At 38.5% G+C, this 18450-nt stretch carries 15 protein-coding genes; all 15 read left to right on the top strand.

Annotated features, from left to right (window positions below; translation table 11 throughout):
- Positions 1 to 26: 26 nt before the first annotated feature.
- The 15 genes from RUH74_RS07135 (at position 27) to RUH74_RS07065 (ending at position 18356) form a co-directional block, all read left to right on the top strand.
- Complete coding sequence (locus RUH74_RS07135; protein ID WP_313799589.1) at positions 27 to 3110, top strand: efflux RND transporter permease subunit; 3084 nt, start codon at positions 27 to 29, stop codon at positions 3108 to 3110.
- 202 nt (positions 3111 to 3312) lie between these two features.
- A complete protein-coding gene (locus tag RUH74_RS07130) occupies positions 3313 to 3732 on the top strand; it encodes a VOC family protein (protein ID WP_313799588.1) in 420 nt (139 codons plus the stop codon).
- A gap of 235 nt (positions 3733 to 3967) precedes the next feature.
- Positions 3968 to 4432: a DinB family protein gene (locus tag RUH74_RS07125; RefSeq protein WP_313799587.1), complete on the top strand. Its 465-nt coding sequence runs from the start codon at positions 3968 to 3970 to the stop codon at positions 4430 to 4432.
- Positions 4433 to 4813: 381 nt separating this feature from the next.
- Positions 4814 to 6391, top strand: coding sequence for an ATP-binding protein (locus tag RUH74_RS07120; RefSeq protein WP_313799586.1), 1578 nt, complete (start codon positions 4814 to 4816; stop codon positions 6389 to 6391).
- Positions 6384 to 7052, top strand: a complete 669-nt coding sequence (locus tag RUH74_RS07115) for a response regulator (RefSeq protein WP_313799585.1) — start codon at positions 6384 to 6386, stop codon at positions 7050 to 7052. Before RUH74_RS07120 ends, RUH74_RS07115 begins: the two co-directional genes overlap by 8 nt.
- A gap of 154 nt (positions 7053 to 7206) precedes the next feature.
- Positions 7207 to 8247, top strand: coding sequence for a DctP family TRAP transporter solute-binding subunit (locus RUH74_RS07110; RefSeq protein WP_313799584.1), 1041 nt, complete (start codon positions 7207 to 7209; stop codon positions 8245 to 8247).
- Positions 8248 to 8356: 109 nt separating this feature from the next.
- Complete coding sequence (locus tag RUH74_RS07105) at positions 8357 to 9379, top strand: TRAP transporter substrate-binding protein (protein ID WP_313799583.1); 1023 nt, start codon at positions 8357 to 8359, stop codon at positions 9377 to 9379.
- Positions 9380 to 9469: 90 nt separating this feature from the next.
- Positions 9470 to 9967 carry a TRAP transporter small permease gene (locus RUH74_RS07100; RefSeq protein WP_313799582.1) on the top strand — a complete coding sequence of 166 codons (498 nt, stop codon included), beginning with the start codon at positions 9470 to 9472 and terminating at the stop codon, positions 9965 to 9967.
- On the top strand, positions 9948 to 11219 hold the full coding sequence (locus RUH74_RS07095) for a TRAP transporter large permease (protein WP_313799581.1): 1272 nt from the start codon (positions 9948 to 9950) through the stop codon (positions 11217 to 11219). Before RUH74_RS07100 ends, RUH74_RS07095 begins: the two co-directional genes overlap by 20 nt.
- A gap of 293 nt (positions 11220 to 11512) precedes the next feature.
- Positions 11513 to 12400, top strand: a complete 888-nt coding sequence (locus RUH74_RS07090) for an ROK family protein (protein ID WP_313799580.1) — start codon at positions 11513 to 11515, stop codon at positions 12398 to 12400.
- A gap of 167 nt (positions 12401 to 12567) precedes the next feature.
- A complete protein-coding gene (locus RUH74_RS07085; RefSeq protein WP_313799579.1) occupies positions 12568 to 13869 on the top strand; it encodes an ABC transporter substrate-binding protein in 1302 nt (433 codons plus the stop codon).
- Between the two features lie 73 nt (positions 13870 to 13942).
- Positions 13943 to 14803: a carbohydrate ABC transporter permease gene (locus RUH74_RS07080; protein ID WP_313799578.1), complete on the top strand. Its 861-nt coding sequence runs from the start codon at positions 13943 to 13945 to the stop codon at positions 14801 to 14803.
- Positions 14803 to 15618 carry a carbohydrate ABC transporter permease gene (locus RUH74_RS07075; protein WP_313799577.1) on the top strand — a complete coding sequence of 272 codons (816 nt, stop codon included), beginning with the start codon at positions 14803 to 14805 and terminating at the stop codon, positions 15616 to 15618. The genes RUH74_RS07080 and RUH74_RS07075 overlap by 1 nt, the downstream gene beginning before the upstream one ends.
- A gap of 24 nt (positions 15619 to 15642) precedes the next feature.
- On the top strand, positions 15643 to 16668 hold the full coding sequence (locus tag RUH74_RS07070; protein ID WP_313799576.1) for a LacI family DNA-binding transcriptional regulator: 1026 nt from the start codon (positions 15643 to 15645) through the stop codon (positions 16666 to 16668).
- A gap of 23 nt (positions 16669 to 16691) precedes the next feature.
- The gene (locus tag RUH74_RS07065; protein ID WP_313799575.1) at positions 16692 to 18356 is read left to right on the top strand and encodes a glycoside hydrolase family 13 protein; all 1665 of its coding nucleotides are present in this window, start codon (positions 16692 to 16694) and stop codon (positions 18354 to 18356) included.
- Positions 18357 to 18450 lie beyond the last annotated feature (94 nt).

The raw sequence follows: 18450 nt of genomic DNA, 5'->3' as shown, positions 1-18450 counted from the left end.
CAAGTCAATAAAGGGTAGGTGTAAGAGTGAAAGGGTTAGTCAATTTTGTACTGAAGAATAAACTTGCAGTATGGTTGCTTACAATAATTATAACTGTATCTGGTATTTATTCAGGTACCCAAATGAAGACGGAAACGATTCCAGATATTTCGATTCCTTACTTGATGGTAATGGGGGTATATCCTGGAGCAACTCCTGAACAAGTGATGAATGACGTATCGATGCCTCTGGAGAAAGCGGTAGAAAACCTAGAAGATGTGAAGGCTGTTTATTCCAATTCATATTCGAACATGGCAAATCTTCAAGTAGAATATGATTATGGAATCGATATGGATGAGGCAAAACGTGCACTTGAGGCAGCGATCGATGCTGTGACTTTACCTGAAGGTGCGCAGGAGCCGACCATTACAGCGATTAGCATGAACATGATGCCAGTTGTTGCATTGAGCGTGAGCAGTAAGAAAGAGGATATTGTTGAACTGACGTCAACAGTAGAGGAAATCTTACTTCCAAAAATCGAGAAAATCGATGGCGTTGCCTCTGCGACTATTACTGGTCAGCATATTGAAGAGGTTCAGCTTACTTATAATGAAGCAAAAATGGCTGAGCTTGGTTTAACAGAAGATAAAGTAAAAGAAATGATTCAAGCAAGTGACTTAGCTGTTTCATTAGGGCTTTTCGAGTTCGAAGAAGGTGAACAGGCTGTAGCGATTGATGGAAAGTTCATGACAGCGGATGAATTAAAAGAAATGCTTATTCCTGTGACACCATCTGCTACGCAGCCATCTCCGTTTGTGAAGTTAAGTGATATTGCTACTATTGAAGTAGTTGGTAAAGTACAATCTGTTTCACGTACGAACGGTGAAAATGCAATTGCTATTCAAATTGTTAAGGGACAGCAAGCAAACACAGTTGATGTTGTAAACAGTGTGAAGGATTTAATTAAAGATGAAGAGAAAAAGATCGATGGTCTTGTCGTAGATGTATCGCTTGACCAAGGTAAGCCGATTGAAGATTCCGTTTCAACGATGGTTGAAAAGGCACTATTTGGTGGGTTAATCGCGGTATTGATTATTCTCCTATTCTTGCGAGACTTTAAATCAACGATAATTTCCATAATTTCTATCCCAGTTTCCATTTTTATGGCCTTATTGCTGTTGCATTGGCTGGATATTACGTTAAATATTATGACGCTAGGGGCCATTACTGTGGCGATCGGCCGTGTAATCGATGACTCCATCGTAGTAGTGGAAAATATTTATCGTCGACTCCATTTAAAGGGCGAGAAATTAACCGGTCGTGCGCTTGTACGTGAAGCAACGATTGAAATGTTCAAACCAATTTTGTCATCGACCTTAGTAACCGTTGCAGTATTCGCACCACTTATTTTCGTTGGTGGGATGGTCGGTGAATTGTTTATGCCATTCGCTTTAACCATGACGTTTGCACTTGGAGCTTCGCTAGTTGTAGCGATTACAGTTGTACCTGCACTCTCTCACTTCTTATTTAAGAAAAAGCTATACAGTGAGAAGACAGAAGGCAGTCATAAAGAGGCAGGGAGATTAGCTAAATCATACAAAGGAATTCTAAATTGGACATTGAACCATAAAGTAATAACGTCCATTATATCCATTGTATTATTAGCAGGCAGCTTGGCATTAACGCCTTTAATTGGCTTTAGCTTCATGGGCAGTGAAGAGGAAAAAGTGATGTACTTAACGTACACACCTGAAACAGGCGAGTTAAAGGAAAATACATTAGCCAATGTAGCAGCTGTTGAGGAAGAGATGTTAAAACGTGATGACATCGATATCGTTCAAGTTTCTGTAACTGAGAGTGGCGATGAAATGTCGGCAATGATGGGCGGCGGCGGTGGCGGCGCATTAATGTACCTCATTTTTGACCCTGAAATGGAAGATTTCCCGGAAGCTCGCGAAGAAATTGAAGACTATGTGTTTAATATTGGTCAATCGGGCGAATGGAAGAGCCAGAACTTCTCATCTATGTCGATGTCAACAAATGAAGTAAGCTATACGTTCTACAGTGAGGATTTAGATAAACTAAACAGTGCTGTAAAAATGGTTGAAGATGTTATGAAGGAAACGGACGGTTTGGAGGATGTTTCCTCAAGTGCAGAGGATGCTTATGTTGAATATACTTTTAAAGTAGAACAAGATGAGCTGCTGCAGTATGGGTTAACAACTGGTCAAATTGTTATGATGCTACACCCGAACAAAACGAAAGATGTATTAACAACGGTTGAAAAAGACGGTGATACATTAGAAGTTATTGTTCAGCAAGAGCAAGCAGAACAACCAAAATCAGTAGATGATATTTTAGCAACAGAAGTACCAACAGCACTAGGCACGACGATGCCGCTTTCTAAACTTGTAACAGTAGAGAAGGGGACAACGTTAAATACCCTTGCGCGCAGTAAAGGGGAATACTATGCAAGTGTTTCTGGAACCATCATTGGTAATGATATTTCGAAAGCAACATCTAAAGTAGATAAAGCAATAGATAAATTAGATTTACCTAAAGGGGTAACAGTTGGTGTTGCCGGTGTGCAAGCGGACATGACTGAAACATTTACACAGCTTGGAGTAGCGATGATTGCTGCAGTTGCAATTGTATACTTCATCCTTGTTGTTACATTCGGTGAAGGTGTCGCGCCATTCTCAATTCTATTCTCGCTGCCATTTGCGGTGATTGGCTCATTTGTTGGTTTATTAATCGCAGGTGAAACGATCTCTGTATCTGTCATGATGGGTCTACTAATGTTAATAGGTATTGTCGTCACAAACGCAATCGTACTTGTAGACCGTATCATTCATATGGAACGTGATGGAATGACGATGCGTGAAGCCATACTAGAAGCGGGTGCTACACGTCTGCGTCCAATTCTAATGACTGCAATTGCAACAATCGGTGCGTTAATTCCATTAGCACTAGGCTCAGGCGGCGGCGGTCTCATCTCAAAAGGCCTAGGTATTACAGTAATCGGCGGTTTAACAAGCTCAACGCTACTAACCCTTATCGTTGTACCAATCGTCTACGAAGTATTATCCAAACTATTTAAGAAGAATCGTAAAGACATTCAGGAAAACTAATGGGACATAGGGACAGGTTCCTTGTCCCATCTAACGAAAACCCTACAAGGAGAACATATCCATGTAGGGTTTTCTTATATCTATTAACTGTAGTGTAAATATTCTAAATTTTAAATAAAAACGTTTTACAGATTTATCCTTCATGGGTTATATTATGGATGAAAGAATAGAATACACAAATATATAAGTTGGGGTGAGACAAATGGGATTGCAAGCAAGGCAGCTATATCTAAATTTGCCGGTGAAAGATTTAAATAAATCTGTAGAATTTTTCACACAAATAGGATTTGAATTTAACCAACAGTTTACAGATGAAAATGCCACGTGCATGGTAATCAATGAGAATACATTTGTGATGCTATTGGCAGAGGATTTTTTTAAGACATTCACGAAAAAGGACATTTCCAATGCTGAAAAAAGTACAGAAGTAATAGTCGCATTATCTGCTGACAGCAGAGAACAAGTAGATGAGATTGTAAATAAGGCATTGGCTGCTGGCGGAAAGCAATCGAATGAACCAATTGATCACGGATTTATGTATGGGTGGAGCTTTCAAGATCTTGATGGCCATTTGTGGGAGCTTACTTATATGGATGAAAGTGCGTTTGGCCAAGAGAATTAAGCTGACAATACCCCAAAGGAGTGCTAAAAAGGAATCTATGTTGAATAATCTTTCAAAATGGGTTCTTTTTTAATGCTTGTAAACTTGGAGTAGTGGAGGCCATTGGCGATTGAGCGAGCGAAGAAAAAGAGCAGGCTTCAAAGTATTTAACTTCAAAGGGGGATTTCCTTTCCTTTAAGTACTAGATATGTTTGATATAGAATAAAATTGTATGAATAAAAAAGGAGGCTGTAAAATGAGTGAGCTATTGTTTAAAAATATGGAATCAACGAGAGGTTTCTTTTTAAAGAGTATTGGTGCACTAAAGGAAGAGATTGTGGATGTTCAGCCAGAAGGTTTTAACAATACAATCCACTGGCATATTGGTCATGTGTTAACTACAGCGGAGCAATTTATGTTTGGGTATCCGAAAAAATCAACAGGTCTGCCTGCAAATTATATCGAGCTATTTGCTACAGGCACAAAGCCTGCTGATTGGAAGGATGGAGTACCTTCTGTTTCTGAACTAACAGCACAATTAAAAGATCAACTAGCGCGAATGAAAGAGATCCCGGCTGAACGTTTCAGTGAAAAATTACAAACACCGTTTTTAGGTCAGGAAACATTTGGCGAGATTAGTAATTTTGCATTATTTCACGAGTCCGTTCATTTAGGACAAATTCAAGCAATGAAACGTGTGATAGAGGCACAGACTAAATAGAACACCTTAGTGTTGAAGATTTGTCAAGGGGATATGAGATTAGGTCTTCCCCCATTTAATAATTAATTCACGAAAGCCCTGCATGGTGATAATTGCCGTGTAGGGTTTTTATTTCTGTAGGGATGTTGATATATGCGTAAAAAATGACCTCGTCAAGGTCGAAAGAAAGATAGTATTTTCATAAAATGGATGAATATCAAATTTAATAATCTGACAATTCACACTACTACACCTAGTCCTTGAGTGTTAACTACTTTATAATAAATGAATCAGTGCCCTTAACGGGATATCTGTAATAATACACACACGATAAGGGGTGAACCTAAAGGATTTCTAATTAATAAAAAGAGAGAGAGTAAGCATATAAGTGGGGAATTGATTATGAAAAGAATATCTTTACGTATGAAAATGTTTATCTTTTCATTTATTTTAGTTGTTTTCTCAGTTGTCACAAGTGGATGGATGATGATTCTAAATATATCTACTGCCTTTGAAAAGGAATTAGGTGCACGGGCGATTGCGATTGCAAGAACAGTAGCACAATTACCCGAAATTAAAGGGTATGTAGGCAAAGAGGGAGGGGCAGAAATCATTCAGCCGATTGCAGAAAGAGTGCGATTAGCTACTGATGTCGATTATATAGTGGTATTTGACATGGAGAGAATTCGGTACTCACATCCTTCAGAAAGTAAGCTTGGAACCATTTTTGAAGGAGGAGATGAGCAGGCATCGTTATCTGAGCATGAATATATTTCGAAGGCACAAGGTGTGCTAGGATTTGCTATTCGTGCATTTGTACCAATTATGAATGATGAAGGAGTCAAGCAGGTTGGAGTTGTGACCGTCGGGATTCTATCGCCAACGATTCAAAGCTTAATTATGGATTATCGAAATGACATGCTTTTATCTCTTTTTTGGGGATTATTTATCGGTCTTATTGGTTCCATTTTTATAGCCAACCATTTAAAGAAACAGACTTTAAATCTTGAGCCATATGAAATTGCTCGTTTGGTTGAAGAACGTTCAAGTATGATGCAAGCAATGGATATAGGTATTTTAGCGACAGATGAGCAAGGCAAGATCATCTTTATGAATCGTTTAGCAAAACAGTATACAAACTTTTACGGTTTATCTACCACACTTGAAGGTCTCTTTCCTGACACTTGGCTAGCAAAAGAGTCTCAAGTAAGTAATAAAGTCATTTATCGTCCACTACTTTGCCAAAGCATCATGTATTTAGTGAGGGTTTACCCGATTAATGTCAAAGATCGTCCTGTTGGTTCCTTAATTATGATGACAGATCGAAAAGAGGCTCATATTTTGGCAGAAGAACTAACCGGAATAAAAACCCTTGTTGATGCGCTGCGTGCTCAAAATCATGAATACATGAACAAGCTGCATAGCATTGCTGGGTTAATTCAGTTAGAGCGGACGGACGATGCATTAAATATGATAGTAGATGAAATATCGGATGAACAGACTGTGGTTCAGTTTTTGAAGGATTATATTTCTGATTACTCCGTCCTGGGCCTTTTGCTTGGGAAAAGATCACGAGCTAAAGAACTAGGGGTGTCTTTAATTATTGATGAAGAATCCTTTTTGTCAGAGGTGATTAATGGACTTTCAAGTGGAGATATGGTGACAATTTTAGGAAATCTATTAGATAATGCGATGGAAGCTTGTACAGCTCAAAGCGATCGGATTGTTACTCTTTTCATTCAAGGGAACTCTACATTTCTATTTATTGAAGTGAAGGATAATGGAGTTGGATTGCCGGACAAAGCCGATTATATTTTTGAATATGGATATAGCACGAAACAGAAGGAAGGCAGAGGAATCGGCTTGGCTTTAGTTAAGCAAATAATAGAATCCAATAAAGGAAAAATATTAGCAAGACGTCAAAATAATTCTGTAACGGTTATGACTGTAAAAATGGGGGTGGATGAAAAGAATGGATAATATTTCCGTATTTATTGTTGAGGATGACCCAATGGTTTTAGAAGTAAATAGAAACTTTTTGGAAAAGTTAACTGGTTTCACACTTATTGGAACAGCAGCAAATGGAGAGGATGCAATCACGAAAATAAAAAATGTAAAACCAAATCTAGTGCTGCTAGACATGTTTTTGCCTGATATTTCTGGTATGGAGATAATGGTAGAGCTACGATCAGAACGGTTACCTTGTGATATTATCATGATTACAGCAGCAAGGGATGCAGTTACGATTCGGGAGGTTATGCGTCTAGGTGCCGTTGATTATATGGTAAAACCTTTTCGATTTGAACGATTTCAAAAATCACTACAAGACTATTATAAAATGGCAAAGAAAATAAGTGGCTTAAATGAACTGAAACAAGATGATATTGATGAATGGCTAGGCAGTGAAGCAAGTGAAGGAGATTTACCAAAGGGACTGAATGAACTCACTATGAAACAAATTCTGCTTGGATTAGGAAAGGAAGTAATACCAGTAACAGCTGAACAGTTAGGAAAAAATCTAGGAATGGCAAGAGTAACAGTAAGAAAGTATTTAGATTTTCTTGCTTTGAATGGGAAAGTCCAAATTGACATGCAGTACGGCCAAATAGGGAGACCGACAAAATATTATTCGCTGAAATAGCTGCATATAGATTCTCAGAATCCTGCTTGTTAAAAAGATCACAAATAAAAGATCATAAAGACCAAAATGTCCAATAAATTCATAATATTCAGTTAATCCAGTTTATGGAGTATTGTTATAATAATCTGAATATTATTTGACCTGGAGGAGTCAATTGTACCTAAAAATCTATGACCAATGGAGATTTTTAATAATTGGATTAGCCTTTTTTCTCGTATTATTTGGCTGTCAATCTGCCAATTATCCAATAGACTTCGAGCAGTTAGGTGAGGATGAACGAATTGTTATCCGCTTTTCCCATGTAGTGGGAGAAGATACACCTAAAGGATTGGCAGCAAGAAGGTTTGCTCAGCTTATAAAAGAAAGAAGTAATGGTTTGGTAGAGGTTCAGGTATTTCCAAATGGCTTTTTGTATAAAGACGGTGAAGAATTGGAAGCGCTTTTACAAGGGGACATCCAAATGATTGCACCAGCAACATCAAAAGTGACATCGCTTATTCCAGAATGGTCAGTAATCGATCTCCCTTTTGCATTCAATAGCTATGAAGAGGTACATCAATATTTAGCCGGATCAGCCGGACAGGATCTCATATCTAAATTTGATGGAAAAGGTCTTCGCATGCTAGGTGTGTGGGATAACGGGTTTAAACAAATAAGCAATCGTGACCATCCGATCTATGACCCAAAGAGTCTTCAATTCTTAAAAATGAGAATTATGCCTAGTGACATCATTCATAAGCAATTTTCTAGTTTGGGAGCAATCCCAAGAGAAATCGATTTTAATATTCTTTTTCATCATCTGGAAAGCGGAGATGTGGATGGTCAGGAAAATACATTATCGAATATTACAAGCAAAAATTTATATTTACTGCAAAACTATATAACTATAAGCAATCATGGCTATTTAGGCTATGTTCTTTTAATGAATAATCAGTTTTGGGAAGAGCTTCCTGACCATATTCAAGTACTAATCACAGATACGTTAAAGGAAGTAAGTGAATGGGAAAGAGAGACAGCGCATAATTTAAATGCCAAAAAATTGAAGGAATTGGAAGCATGTCAATGCATTGATATATATCATCTTTCTCCAGAAGAAAGACGATCATGGGCAGAAGAGTTTCAACCAGTTTATGACTATTTTATTGAACGTTTTGGAACGAAATATATCGAAGCACTTCCGAAGTATCAAAGATAGTAGGCTACTATTTAGGACATCGTTTAAGTATAAAAGTTGTCGTTAAGTGGATTGATGACTTTTTACTATAGAGATTTAATCCATCTTAAAAGGTAAAGGAGGAAATGAAATGAAGAAGCTTGTCATGATTGCTATATTTTGTTTGCTTGTATTAGTAACAGCAGCGTGTTCTAGTGGTACAGGCGGGAAAAAAACAGCTTCAGAAAGTGATCCAATTGTAATCAAATTCTCTCATGTCACATCCATTGATAGTGTGAAAGGGAAGGCGGCTGAGCGCTTTGCAGAATTAGTAGCAGAAAAAACAGGTGGGAAAGCGAAAGTAGAAGTATATCCTTCTTCTCAATTATATGGGGATAACGATGAATTAGATGCACTTGTTTCAGGGAATGTTCATATGATTGCTCCATCCGTAACAAAAATGGTTAAATTAGACCCGCGCTGGCAATACGTTGATATGCCCTTTCTATTTAATGACCAAAAGCATGCACAGAAATTTTTTGAAAGTGATGTAGCAAAGACCTTGCTAAATAGTGATAAATTGGCAAGCAACGATATTATGGGATTAGCGTTCTGGGAAAATGGATTCAAGCATTTCACAAATAATAAACGTCCATTACAAAAACCTGAAGATTTTGCCGGCCTTAAATTCCGTGCACAAGCAGGTAAAGTATTAGAAGCACAATTTAAAGCACTTGGTGCTGGAAGTGCGACAATTGCATTTGGTGAAACGTATGCTGCACTGCAACAAGGAACAGTAGATGGACAGGAAAATACATACAATAACATTGACACTCAAAAGTATCAGGAAGTGCAAAAATATATGACATTAAGTGAACATGGGCGGTTAGATTACGCAGTTTTTGTTAATAAACCATTTTGGGAAAAAATGCCTGATGATATTCGTGTGCAAGTAGAGGAAGCGTTGAAGGAAGCAACTGAGCTTGAATGGAAACTTGCGGCAGAGGAAAACGCTGCAAGCTTAGAAAATATTAAAAACTCAGGAAAAGTAGAAATTCTTTCTTTGACCGATGAAGAGCGAGCAGCTTTGGCAGAAGTATTACAACCTGTATATGATGAGTTCAGTGAAGTCATTACGCCTGAGATTATTGATGGCATTCGAAATCTAAAGTAAGAAAACATGGGGTGTCGATCTATAATCTTGATCGACACTCAAGCATTTACGATCCTTTTTTAATGAAAAGTGGAAGAAGGTGTTGGATAGGTGAAAAAGTGGAAAAGGGCTTGGGGTTTATTTGAGGAAGTTTCAGCGGGGACATTCTTTTTTACTGGAATTGCACTCATCTTTTATGGTGTAGTTATGCGCTATGTTTTTAACGAACCAAAAGCATGGGTAGAAGAGGTTGTTAGATACATCATTATTTGGGGAACCTTTTTAGGATTTGCAGTGGCCTTACGTCACAATCAGCATATTCAAGTTGATATTGTGTATGATAAGTTGTCAAAACGTTTAAAACGAGTGGTTGATATTTTTGCGACATCTATAAGTATTTTATTTTGTATTGCATTTACATATTACGGTTATACCCTCGTGGAGAGCAGATATCATTCAGGAATGGTGTCTCTAGATGTTGGCATTCCGATGTGGATTGTCTATTTAATATTACCGATATCAGGTGCATTATTTTTACTTCGGTTTGTTGAAAGACTGATTCATTTGCTGAGAGGGAAGGAAGTGCACTATGATAATCCTATTACTTAGCATTTTTATCATTTTAATGATTTTAAGAGTGCCAATTGCCATCAGTCTCGCGATGTCCACAATGGTTGTATTGATGCTGAGTGATTTTAATATGAATATGGTTCCGCAAAGAGTATTTACAGCGCTTGATTCTTTTCCAATGATGGCGATCCCTGGATTCGTTCTTGCTGGTGTCTTATTAGCACGTGGGGGGATATCTAAGTACTTAATTGAGGCACTGAAGTCTTGGGTAGGGCATTTACCCGGAGGTTTATCCGTCGTAACAATCCTTGCATGTATGATTTTTGCAGCGATTTCTGGCTCAAGTCCAGCAACAGCTGCAGCGATTGGCTCGATAATGATTCCTGCAATGGTTAATGCTGGTTATGATAAGAAATACTCAATGGGGCTCGTTGCTGCTGCAGGCACATTAGGGATTCTTATCCCACCAAGTATCCCTTTAATTATTTATGGAATTACGGCAGAAGAATCAATTGGAAAACTTTTTATGGCAGGCGTTATTCCAGGTCTGCTATTAGGAGGAGTGCTAGTCGCATTAGCTATTATATATGCAAAGCGAAATGGATATGGAAAAGGTGAGAAGGCAACCTGGGAGGAAAGAGGCAGAAGTTCACTGAAGGCAATTTGGGGCGCATTTCTCCCTGTGCTTATTCTTGGCAGCATTTATAGTGGAGTTGTTACACCAACCGAATCAGCAGTTATCGCAGTATTTTATGGAATTATTGTATCTACTTTTATTTATCGAGAGCTGCATTGGAAGGATATTCGGCCGATTATTGTTGAGTCCATTAATATAACAGCAATGATTTTCTTAATTATTGGGGCAGCAAGCTTGTTCGGGTTGTATTTGACAAATGCACAAATCCCACAGGAAATAGGTGCTTGGATAGCTGAAAGTAATATAAATAAATGGGTATTTATTATTATTGTTAATCTATTATTCTTTATTATGGGTATGTTTTTGGAAGCAGTTTCAATTATTCTTATCACCTTACCGATATTACTGCCAATGTTAATACATTTTGATATTAACCTTATTCACTTTGCCATTATTATGACTATTAATATGGAGTTAGGTATGATCACGCCTCCTGTCGGATTAAATCTCTTTGTCGTCAGTGGTATTGCTAAAGAAAAGCTTGGAAAGGTAGTGAGAGGTGTGATTCCTTTTTTCTTAATAATGATATTTGTACTCATTATCGTGATTATCATCCCGCAGCTTTCACTGTGGCTTCCTGAGAAAATGCAATAGGCATGAATAGGTTATCAAAAAAGAAACGGCAAATTGATTTTTGCTGTTTTTTTCTATTTTTAGATTTCATACGAACGCTTGTGCAGTTATTGTTGGAATATTAAAATAATCGTAGAGTGGTTAAAGGAATTATTCCAATGAAAAGGTACATGGTGGAAATGAAGTGTGATGTATTCTTATCAAAATAGGAATCTTATGATCGCTAATCATGATATGCTTAAAAGTAGAAAAGAATTGTATAGAAGTATCTCCCTGTGAGGTGTCTGTACTTACTTTTGAAAGGAGGCAATAAGGTGAAGAAAATAGCCGGAGTTGATATTGGAGGAACAAAAATACGTATTGGGATTATAAGTGAGTCAGGAGAAGTGTTAGCTGACTTGACGATGCCCACGAAGATTCCGCTTTACCCTTATCTAGAGGAACAACTTCTTAGGATTAAAAAGGAATTCCCTGATCTAACTGGGATAGGGATTGGTACTAGAGGAATGGTGGATGCAGCAACAGGTATTATTACTTTTGAAAAAGAACTGGAAGGCTGGCAGGGGACTGCGGTGAAATCTCAGTTGGAGGCAGCAACAGGTCTGAGGGTCGAAGTCAACAATGATGCGAACTGCGCAGCTCTTGCGGAAGTACAATTAGGGTCAGCAAAAGGTTTTCGAAGGGTTGCTTGTTTGACTGTTGGAACAGGGCTCGGAGGAGGATTCGTTTTCGATGGGCAAATAATGAATGGGTCGAACGGAGGTGCGGGAGAAGTCGGGCACATGATTTTATATCCAAATGGGCTGCTTTGCGGGTGTGGAAGAAAAGGGTGCAGCGAGCAATATGTGTCTGGTTCGGCATTGAGAAGGCTAATTCAAGAGGAGAATGTAATCGAACCTGAAACAGGTGAACTTGTGATGCCACAAAATCTTTTCCGATTAGCAGGAACTGGTGCTGCAAAGGCAATCACAGTTCGCGACCGCTTTCTATTAGATTTTGCCACTGTCATTTCCAGCATTCAGGCCGTATTGGACATGGACTGTGTCGTAATCGGCGGGGGGGTATCAGATTCAGCGGATGATTGGTGGGATCTCCTTTTGGAGAAGGTAGAACCATTAAAGCTTAAACCATTTGAGATGAAGCGTGCTGTTTTTGGCAATGAGGCGGGTATGTTAGGTGCGGCAATGCTCTTAATTGATTAACCACAAAAAATAAACAGAATTTTTCATAAATTAGTTGTGGTCCCTCAAATGATGTGATAGGATAAATTTAAATCCACTATGCGCAAACGCTTTCACTAGCTTTGCTCTTCTTTTTGACAGTTTGTGCAAACGTTTTCACAAATAATAAATTTTGGGGGAGAGAAAGAATGAAAAGAAAATGGCGTGCAGGTATACTGGCAGCATCAATCGTGTTGGCTGGCATAGTAGCAGGATGCAGTTCAGATGAAACAGGCAAATCGGATAATCATTCAAAAGAAGAGCAAGTATCATTAGATATTTTTCAATTTAAGGTAGAGTTTAAAGATCAGTTTGAGGCAGTAGCGAAAGCATATGAAGAAGAAAATGAAAATGTAAAAATTAATATTACGACTGTTGGCGGAGGAGAAGATTACGGTGCTGCTCTGCGATCAAAATTTGCTTCTGGCAATGAACCTGCAATTTATAATATCGGAGGACCGCAGGATGTTGCGGATTGGATGGATAAATTAGCTGATTTATCCGATTCGGCTGCAGCGGATGCGGCGCTGGACGGGACGCTTGATGGCGTCACAGTAGACGGAAAAGTATTGGGACTTCCATACAACCAGGAGGGCTATGGATTTATTTATAACAAAACCATCTTTGAAAAAGCGGGAATAGACCCGTCATCTATTGTCGATCTTCCTTCCTTGGAAACCGCAGTTAAGGAACTGGACAGTAAGAAAGGTGAGTTAGGCCTTGAGGCAGTATTTGCTTTGCCGGGTAAAGAAACATGGGTAACTGGATTGCATTTATCAAATACGTTTATCGCTCCTGAGTTTGATAACAATGTCTTAACAGCTTTTGAATCAAAAGGGATTGAATTCCAGTACGGAGATGCGTTCCAAAAGGTTCTGGATCTACAAAATGATTACTCTGTACAGCCAACAGTCAGCCTTGATTATTCAAAGCAAGTAGAAGAGCTATTTTCTTTACAAAAAGTAGCCATCATTCAGCAAGGAAACTGGGTATATGGTTCTATTGCAGGGATCGATGAGGAATTTGCACAGAATGGCATTGGATTATTACCGATTCCTGTAGAGGGATATAAAGGAGATCATATTCCGGTGGGGATCCCAATGTATTGGGGAGTAAACAGCAATGCAGAGGAGGCAGTCATTAAAGAGGCGAAGAAATTCTTAGACTGGCTCTATACTTCAGATACAGGGAAAGAAACGGTCTTAAATGATTTCAAATTTATCCCTGCGTACAATGGCTATGATTCTTCTAAAATCTCAGATCCTCTTTCAAAAGCAGTATATGAATATGCTGAAAAGGGCAAAACGATTGGCTGGACATTCATGGGTTATCCGACTGGATGGGGACAGGATGAATTGGGTGTTGAAATTCAGAAATACTTAAGTGATGAAGCCAGCTGGGAAGATGTGATCAATGCTACAAAGAAAGCGTGGGAATCTTCACGAAAGTAATTTAGAACCAAAGTAGCCCTCGTGCTACTTTGTTTTATGAAATACAATCTTTCATGTTCAAAGAGGTGAACAAATGCGTAAACGGGATCTATCCTATTGGCTATTTTTAATGCCGGTGCTAGCTGCGTTGCTGTTAGTTGTCATCGCCCCTTTATTGCTTGGAATCTATTATTCTTTTACAGACTGGAATGGCATTCAAACAAAGGGATTTGTAGGTTTTGATAATTATATCGCATTGTTCCAGGATGAGCGGTTTCTAAATTCCCTGTGGTTTACGGTAAAGTTTTCAATCGTGTCTGTGATTTTAATAAATTTAATTGGTTTATCGCTCGCACTGATCGTAACCGCTAAATTAAAAACAAATAAAGCATTGCGTACGATATTTTTCATGCCCAATCTAATAGGAGGGCTGATCCTCGGGTTTATTTGGCAATTTATTTTTACTAAGGCATTTGCAGGCTTTGGTTCCATTGTAGGAATGGAGAGTTTACAAGGATGGCTTTCCACTCCAGGGACCGGATTCTGGGGACTTGTTATTTTGATGAGCTGGCAAATGTCGGGATATATTATGGTAATTTATATTGCTTATTTAGAAGGCGTGTCAAAGGAATTGGTTGAAGCAGCTGAAATAGACGGCGCCAATGCCTTCCAGCGCTTTCGTCATGTCGTATTCCCGCTAGTGGCTCCTGCGTTTACGGTAAGTATGTTTTTAACTCTTTCGAATACGTTTAAGCTGTATGATCAAAATCTCTCTTTAACAGGCGGGGGTCCATATAACTCAACACAAATGGTTGCGATGGAGATCTTTAATACAGCGTTTGGCCGTTATGACATGGCCTATGCACAAGCAAAGGCAGTCATCTTTTTTATCATTGTAGCAGCTATTGCATTATTGCAAGTGTATCTATCTAAGAAACGCGAGGTGGAAATGTAGTGCGGAAACCGTATTTAATTCCCCTTGAAATAGCTGGTATTTTTTTGGCGCTTATTTGGTTGGCTCCATTCTATTTAATGATTGTAAACTCGTTGAAAACAAAGCGGGAAATTTTTGAGGACACGTTAAAACCGCCGAGTACTGTTACTTTTGAGAACTATGTACAAGCATTTTCGGAATTGGATTTTATAAAGACATTTGCTAATTCGGTATTGATTACCGTGCTTAGCGTTGTCATTATTATTATTTTTTCATCCATGGCAGCATACGCCCTATCGCGTGTAAAGAGCCGCCTAAGTACGATTATTTTCTTCCTATTTGTTGCTGCTATGCTTATTCCGTTCCAATCCGTTATGATTCCGCTTGTTACGATCTTCGGAAAGCTTGAAATGCTCAATCGCGGCGGATTGATATTCATGTATTTAGGATTTGGTGCAAGCTTATCCATTTTTTTATATCATGGCGCCCTATCCTCTATCCCTAAAACATTAGACGAAGCCGCTACGATTGATGGTGCGAATAAATTTCAAGTTTTTTGGTACATTATTTTCCCTATGCTAAAGCCTATCACGGTTACTGTCGCTATTCTAAATACAATTTGGATATGGAATGATTATCTGCTTCCCTCACTTGTTATAAACAAAGAAGGGATGGAGACCATTCCGTTAAAGATGTTCTTTTTCTTTGGGGAGTATACGAAGCAGTGGCACCTAGCTTTAGCTGGGCTAACATTAGCGATTATTCCCGTTATTGTCCTTTATTTCTTTGCGCAAAAAGAAATAATAAAAGGTGTGTCAGAAGGAGCCGTAAAGTAAAATGGAAAAAAGGAGGGTGTTCGAATGGCTGTGACAATCATTGATGTAGCGAGAGAAGCCAAAGTTTCCCCGTCTACCGTTTCCCGTGTCATTGCGGATAGTCCAAGAATTAGTGAACAAACGAAGCGCAAAGTAAGAGAGGTCATGGAGCGCTTAGCCTATCATCCAAACTTTCAAGCGAGAAACTTAGCTGCCAAAAGCACGAAAACCATTGGTGTAATCATGGCTCATTCTACCTCACTAGCGTTTCAAAATCCCTTTTTTCCTGAAGTCATTCGAGGGATTTGCACAAGTGCCCATTCAAGCCAATATGGCATATATTTATCTACAGGCGGCACGGAAGATGAAATTTTTCAAGAAGTTGTATCCATGGTGCAAGGGAGAAAGGTAGATGGAATTATATTACTTTATTCACGTGTCAGTGACCGGACAATGAACTATTTAAAAGCTTCTGGTTTTCCATTTACAATGGTAGGCCGTCCTTATCAACACGAGAATGAAATTACATATATTGATAATGATAATAAGAAAATAGCCCATGATGTGGTCAATTATTTGTTTAGTTTAGGACATAAACAGATTGCCTTCATTGGAGGGAATCTTGATTACGTTGTTTCATCTGACCGTTTGGAAGGATACAGGCAAGCTTTAATCAAGGCAGGTCTTTCCTATTCAGATGCGTATTTTACTCATGATGATGTGTTCAAATCTAAAGGAAAAGATAGTATCTATGAATTAATGAAACAGGCCGTCCCACCGACAGCCATTGTTGCACATGATGATTTGGTTGCATATGAAATTATTCGTTATTTAGAAGAGCTTTCTATACAAGTTCCTAAGGATGTATCAATCGTGAGCTTTAATAATCATGCATTGTCAGCCTATGTAAAGCCACCGCTAACATCAGTTGATATATCCATCTTTGAACTAGGCTTTCAAGCAGCGAACTTTTTATTAGAAATGGTTCGTAATCCGGAAGTGGAAGTGAAATCACATTTTGTTTCTACTGCTTTAATTGAAAGGGAATCATGCAGAAAGATGAATAAATGACAGATTGGTAAAAGAGGGAGACAATGAAGAAATTTTGGTGGAAGGAAGCGGTCGTTTATCAAGTGTATCCTCGAAGCTTTCAAGATTCGAATGATGATGGCGTTGGGGACCTAAAAGGACTTCTCTCACGATTGGATTATATACAGGAATTGGGGATTGATGTTATCTGGATTTGTCCAATGTATCGATCGCCTAATGATGATAATGGATATGATATTAGCGATTATCAAGAAATTATGGCAGAGTTCGGCACAATGGCGGATTTTGATCTGCTCCTTAAAGAAGTGCATCATCGCGGTATGAAGATCATAATTGATTTAGTCATTAATCATACAAGTGATGAACATCCTTGGTTTATTGAATCCAGGTCCTCGATAAGTTCCGAAAAGCGGGACTGGTATATTTGGAGAAATGGAGTGGATGGGAAAGAGCCGAACAACTGGGGAAGTATTTTTAATGGATCTGCCTGGGAATTTGATCAAGAAACAGAGCAATACTATTTACACTTATTTTCAAAAAAGCAGCCTGACTTGAATTGGGAGAATAAGAATGTCAGAGATGCTTTATATGGAATGATCAAATGGTGGTTAGATAAGGGAATTGATGGATTCCGGGTAGATGCGATCAGTCATATTAAAAAAGACACAACATTTGCGAATATGCCAAATCCAGATCAGCTTCCTTTTGTTCCTGCATGGGAGAAATATATGAATGTCTCGGGAATCATGACCTTTCTTGAAGAATTAAAACAAGAAACTTTTGTGAAATATGACATTATGACTGTTGGAGAAGCAAATGGCGTTGGGGTCAGCGATATTCACGAATGGGTGGATTGGAAAGATGGTAAATTTAATTTGATTTTTCAGTTTGAGCATTTAAGCCTATGGGATGCAGAAACAAAGAAAAAGCTTAATATTCCGGAGCTTAAAGTTGTTTTAACAAAGTGGCAGAAAGCACTGGAAGGAAGCGGATGGAATGCGTTATTTATAGAAAATCATGATCAGGCCCGCTGTGTATCAACTTGGGGCAATGATGGAGAATTTTGGAGGGAAAGTGCAACGTCGCTTGCAACGATGTACTTCTTTATGCAAGGCACTCCTTTTATTTATCAAGGGCAGGAATTGGGTATGACCAATGTGAACTACACAGCCATTGAGGAATATAATGATGTCGCTACAAAAAATTTATATACTTACCGTATAGAACAAGGGGAATCCTCTGAGCAGGTAATGAACCTCATTAGGAAAACAAGCAGAGATAACTCACGAACGCCCATGCAGTGGTCTGCTGAAGAAAACGCGGGATTTACAAAAGGGAAACCATGGCTAAGTGTAAACCCGAACTACACAAAAATTAATGTAAATGTACAGAAGAAAGATCCTCACTCCATTCTTAATTATTATAAAAAGATGATTCAGCTGCGTAAAACAAATGAGACTTTTATTTATGGGACATATGATTTAGTGTTGGAGGAACATCCAACGCTTTACGCCTATACTCGTTCTTTGGGACAGGAGAAGGCGATTATTTTGTGTAATCTATCGGAAACGCAAGTGTCAGTTGATCGTGTAGAAGGGATTACCTATAAAAGAAAAAATCTAATGCTGGCAAATCTTGATGTAGAGGATCATGCCGAGACAGCAACAATCAGACTTGCACCATATGAGGCGAGAATCTACAAAGTGTAGAAGAATCAAAAAAAATAAATATTAGCTTTTTACCCCGTCTATAAAAATAGAACGGGGTTTTTAAATTGAATGTAAATGATGCCAATTTCTACTA

The organism is Cytobacillus sp. (genome assembly GCF_032154635.1).
Taxonomy (GTDB): Bacteria; Bacillota; Bacilli; order Bacillales; family Cytobacillaceae; genus Cytobacillus.
This window is presented reverse-complemented; position numbering and strand designations above follow the sequence as displayed.

Coding starts and splice junctions, on each gene's coding strand:
- RUH74_RS07130 (WP_313799588.1), top strand. CDS start 3,313: ATGGGATTGCAAGCAAGGCAGCTATATCTAAATTTGCCGGTGAAAGAT.
- RUH74_RS07125 (WP_313799587.1), top strand. CDS start 3,968: ATGAGTGAGCTATTGTTTAAAAATATGGAATCAACGAGAGGTTTCTTT.
- RUH74_RS07120 (WP_313799586.1), top strand. CDS start 4,814: ATGAAAAGAATATCTTTACGTATGAAAATGTTTATCTTTTCATTTATT.
- RUH74_RS07115 (WP_313799585.1), top strand. CDS start 6,384: ATGGATAATATTTCCGTATTTATTGTTGAGGATGACCCAATGGTTTTA.
- RUH74_RS07105 (WP_313799583.1), top strand. CDS start 8,357: ATGAAGAAGCTTGTCATGATTGCTATATTTTGTTTGCTTGTATTAGTA.
- RUH74_RS07095 (WP_313799581.1), top strand. CDS start 9,948: ATGATAATCCTATTACTTAGCATTTTTATCATTTTAATGATTTTAAGA.
- RUH74_RS07085 (WP_313799579.1), top strand. CDS start 12,568: ATGAAAAGAAAATGGCGTGCAGGTATACTGGCAGCATCAATCGTGTTG.
- RUH74_RS07080 (WP_313799578.1), top strand. CDS start 13,943: ATGCGTAAACGGGATCTATCCTATTGGCTATTTTTAATGCCGGTGCTA.
- RUH74_RS07070 (WP_313799576.1), top strand. CDS start 15,643: ATGGCTGTGACAATCATTGATGTAGCGAGAGAAGCCAAAGTTTCCCCG.
- RUH74_RS07065 (WP_313799575.1), top strand. CDS start 16,692: ATGAAGAAATTTTGGTGGAAGGAAGCGGTCGTTTATCAAGTGTATCCT.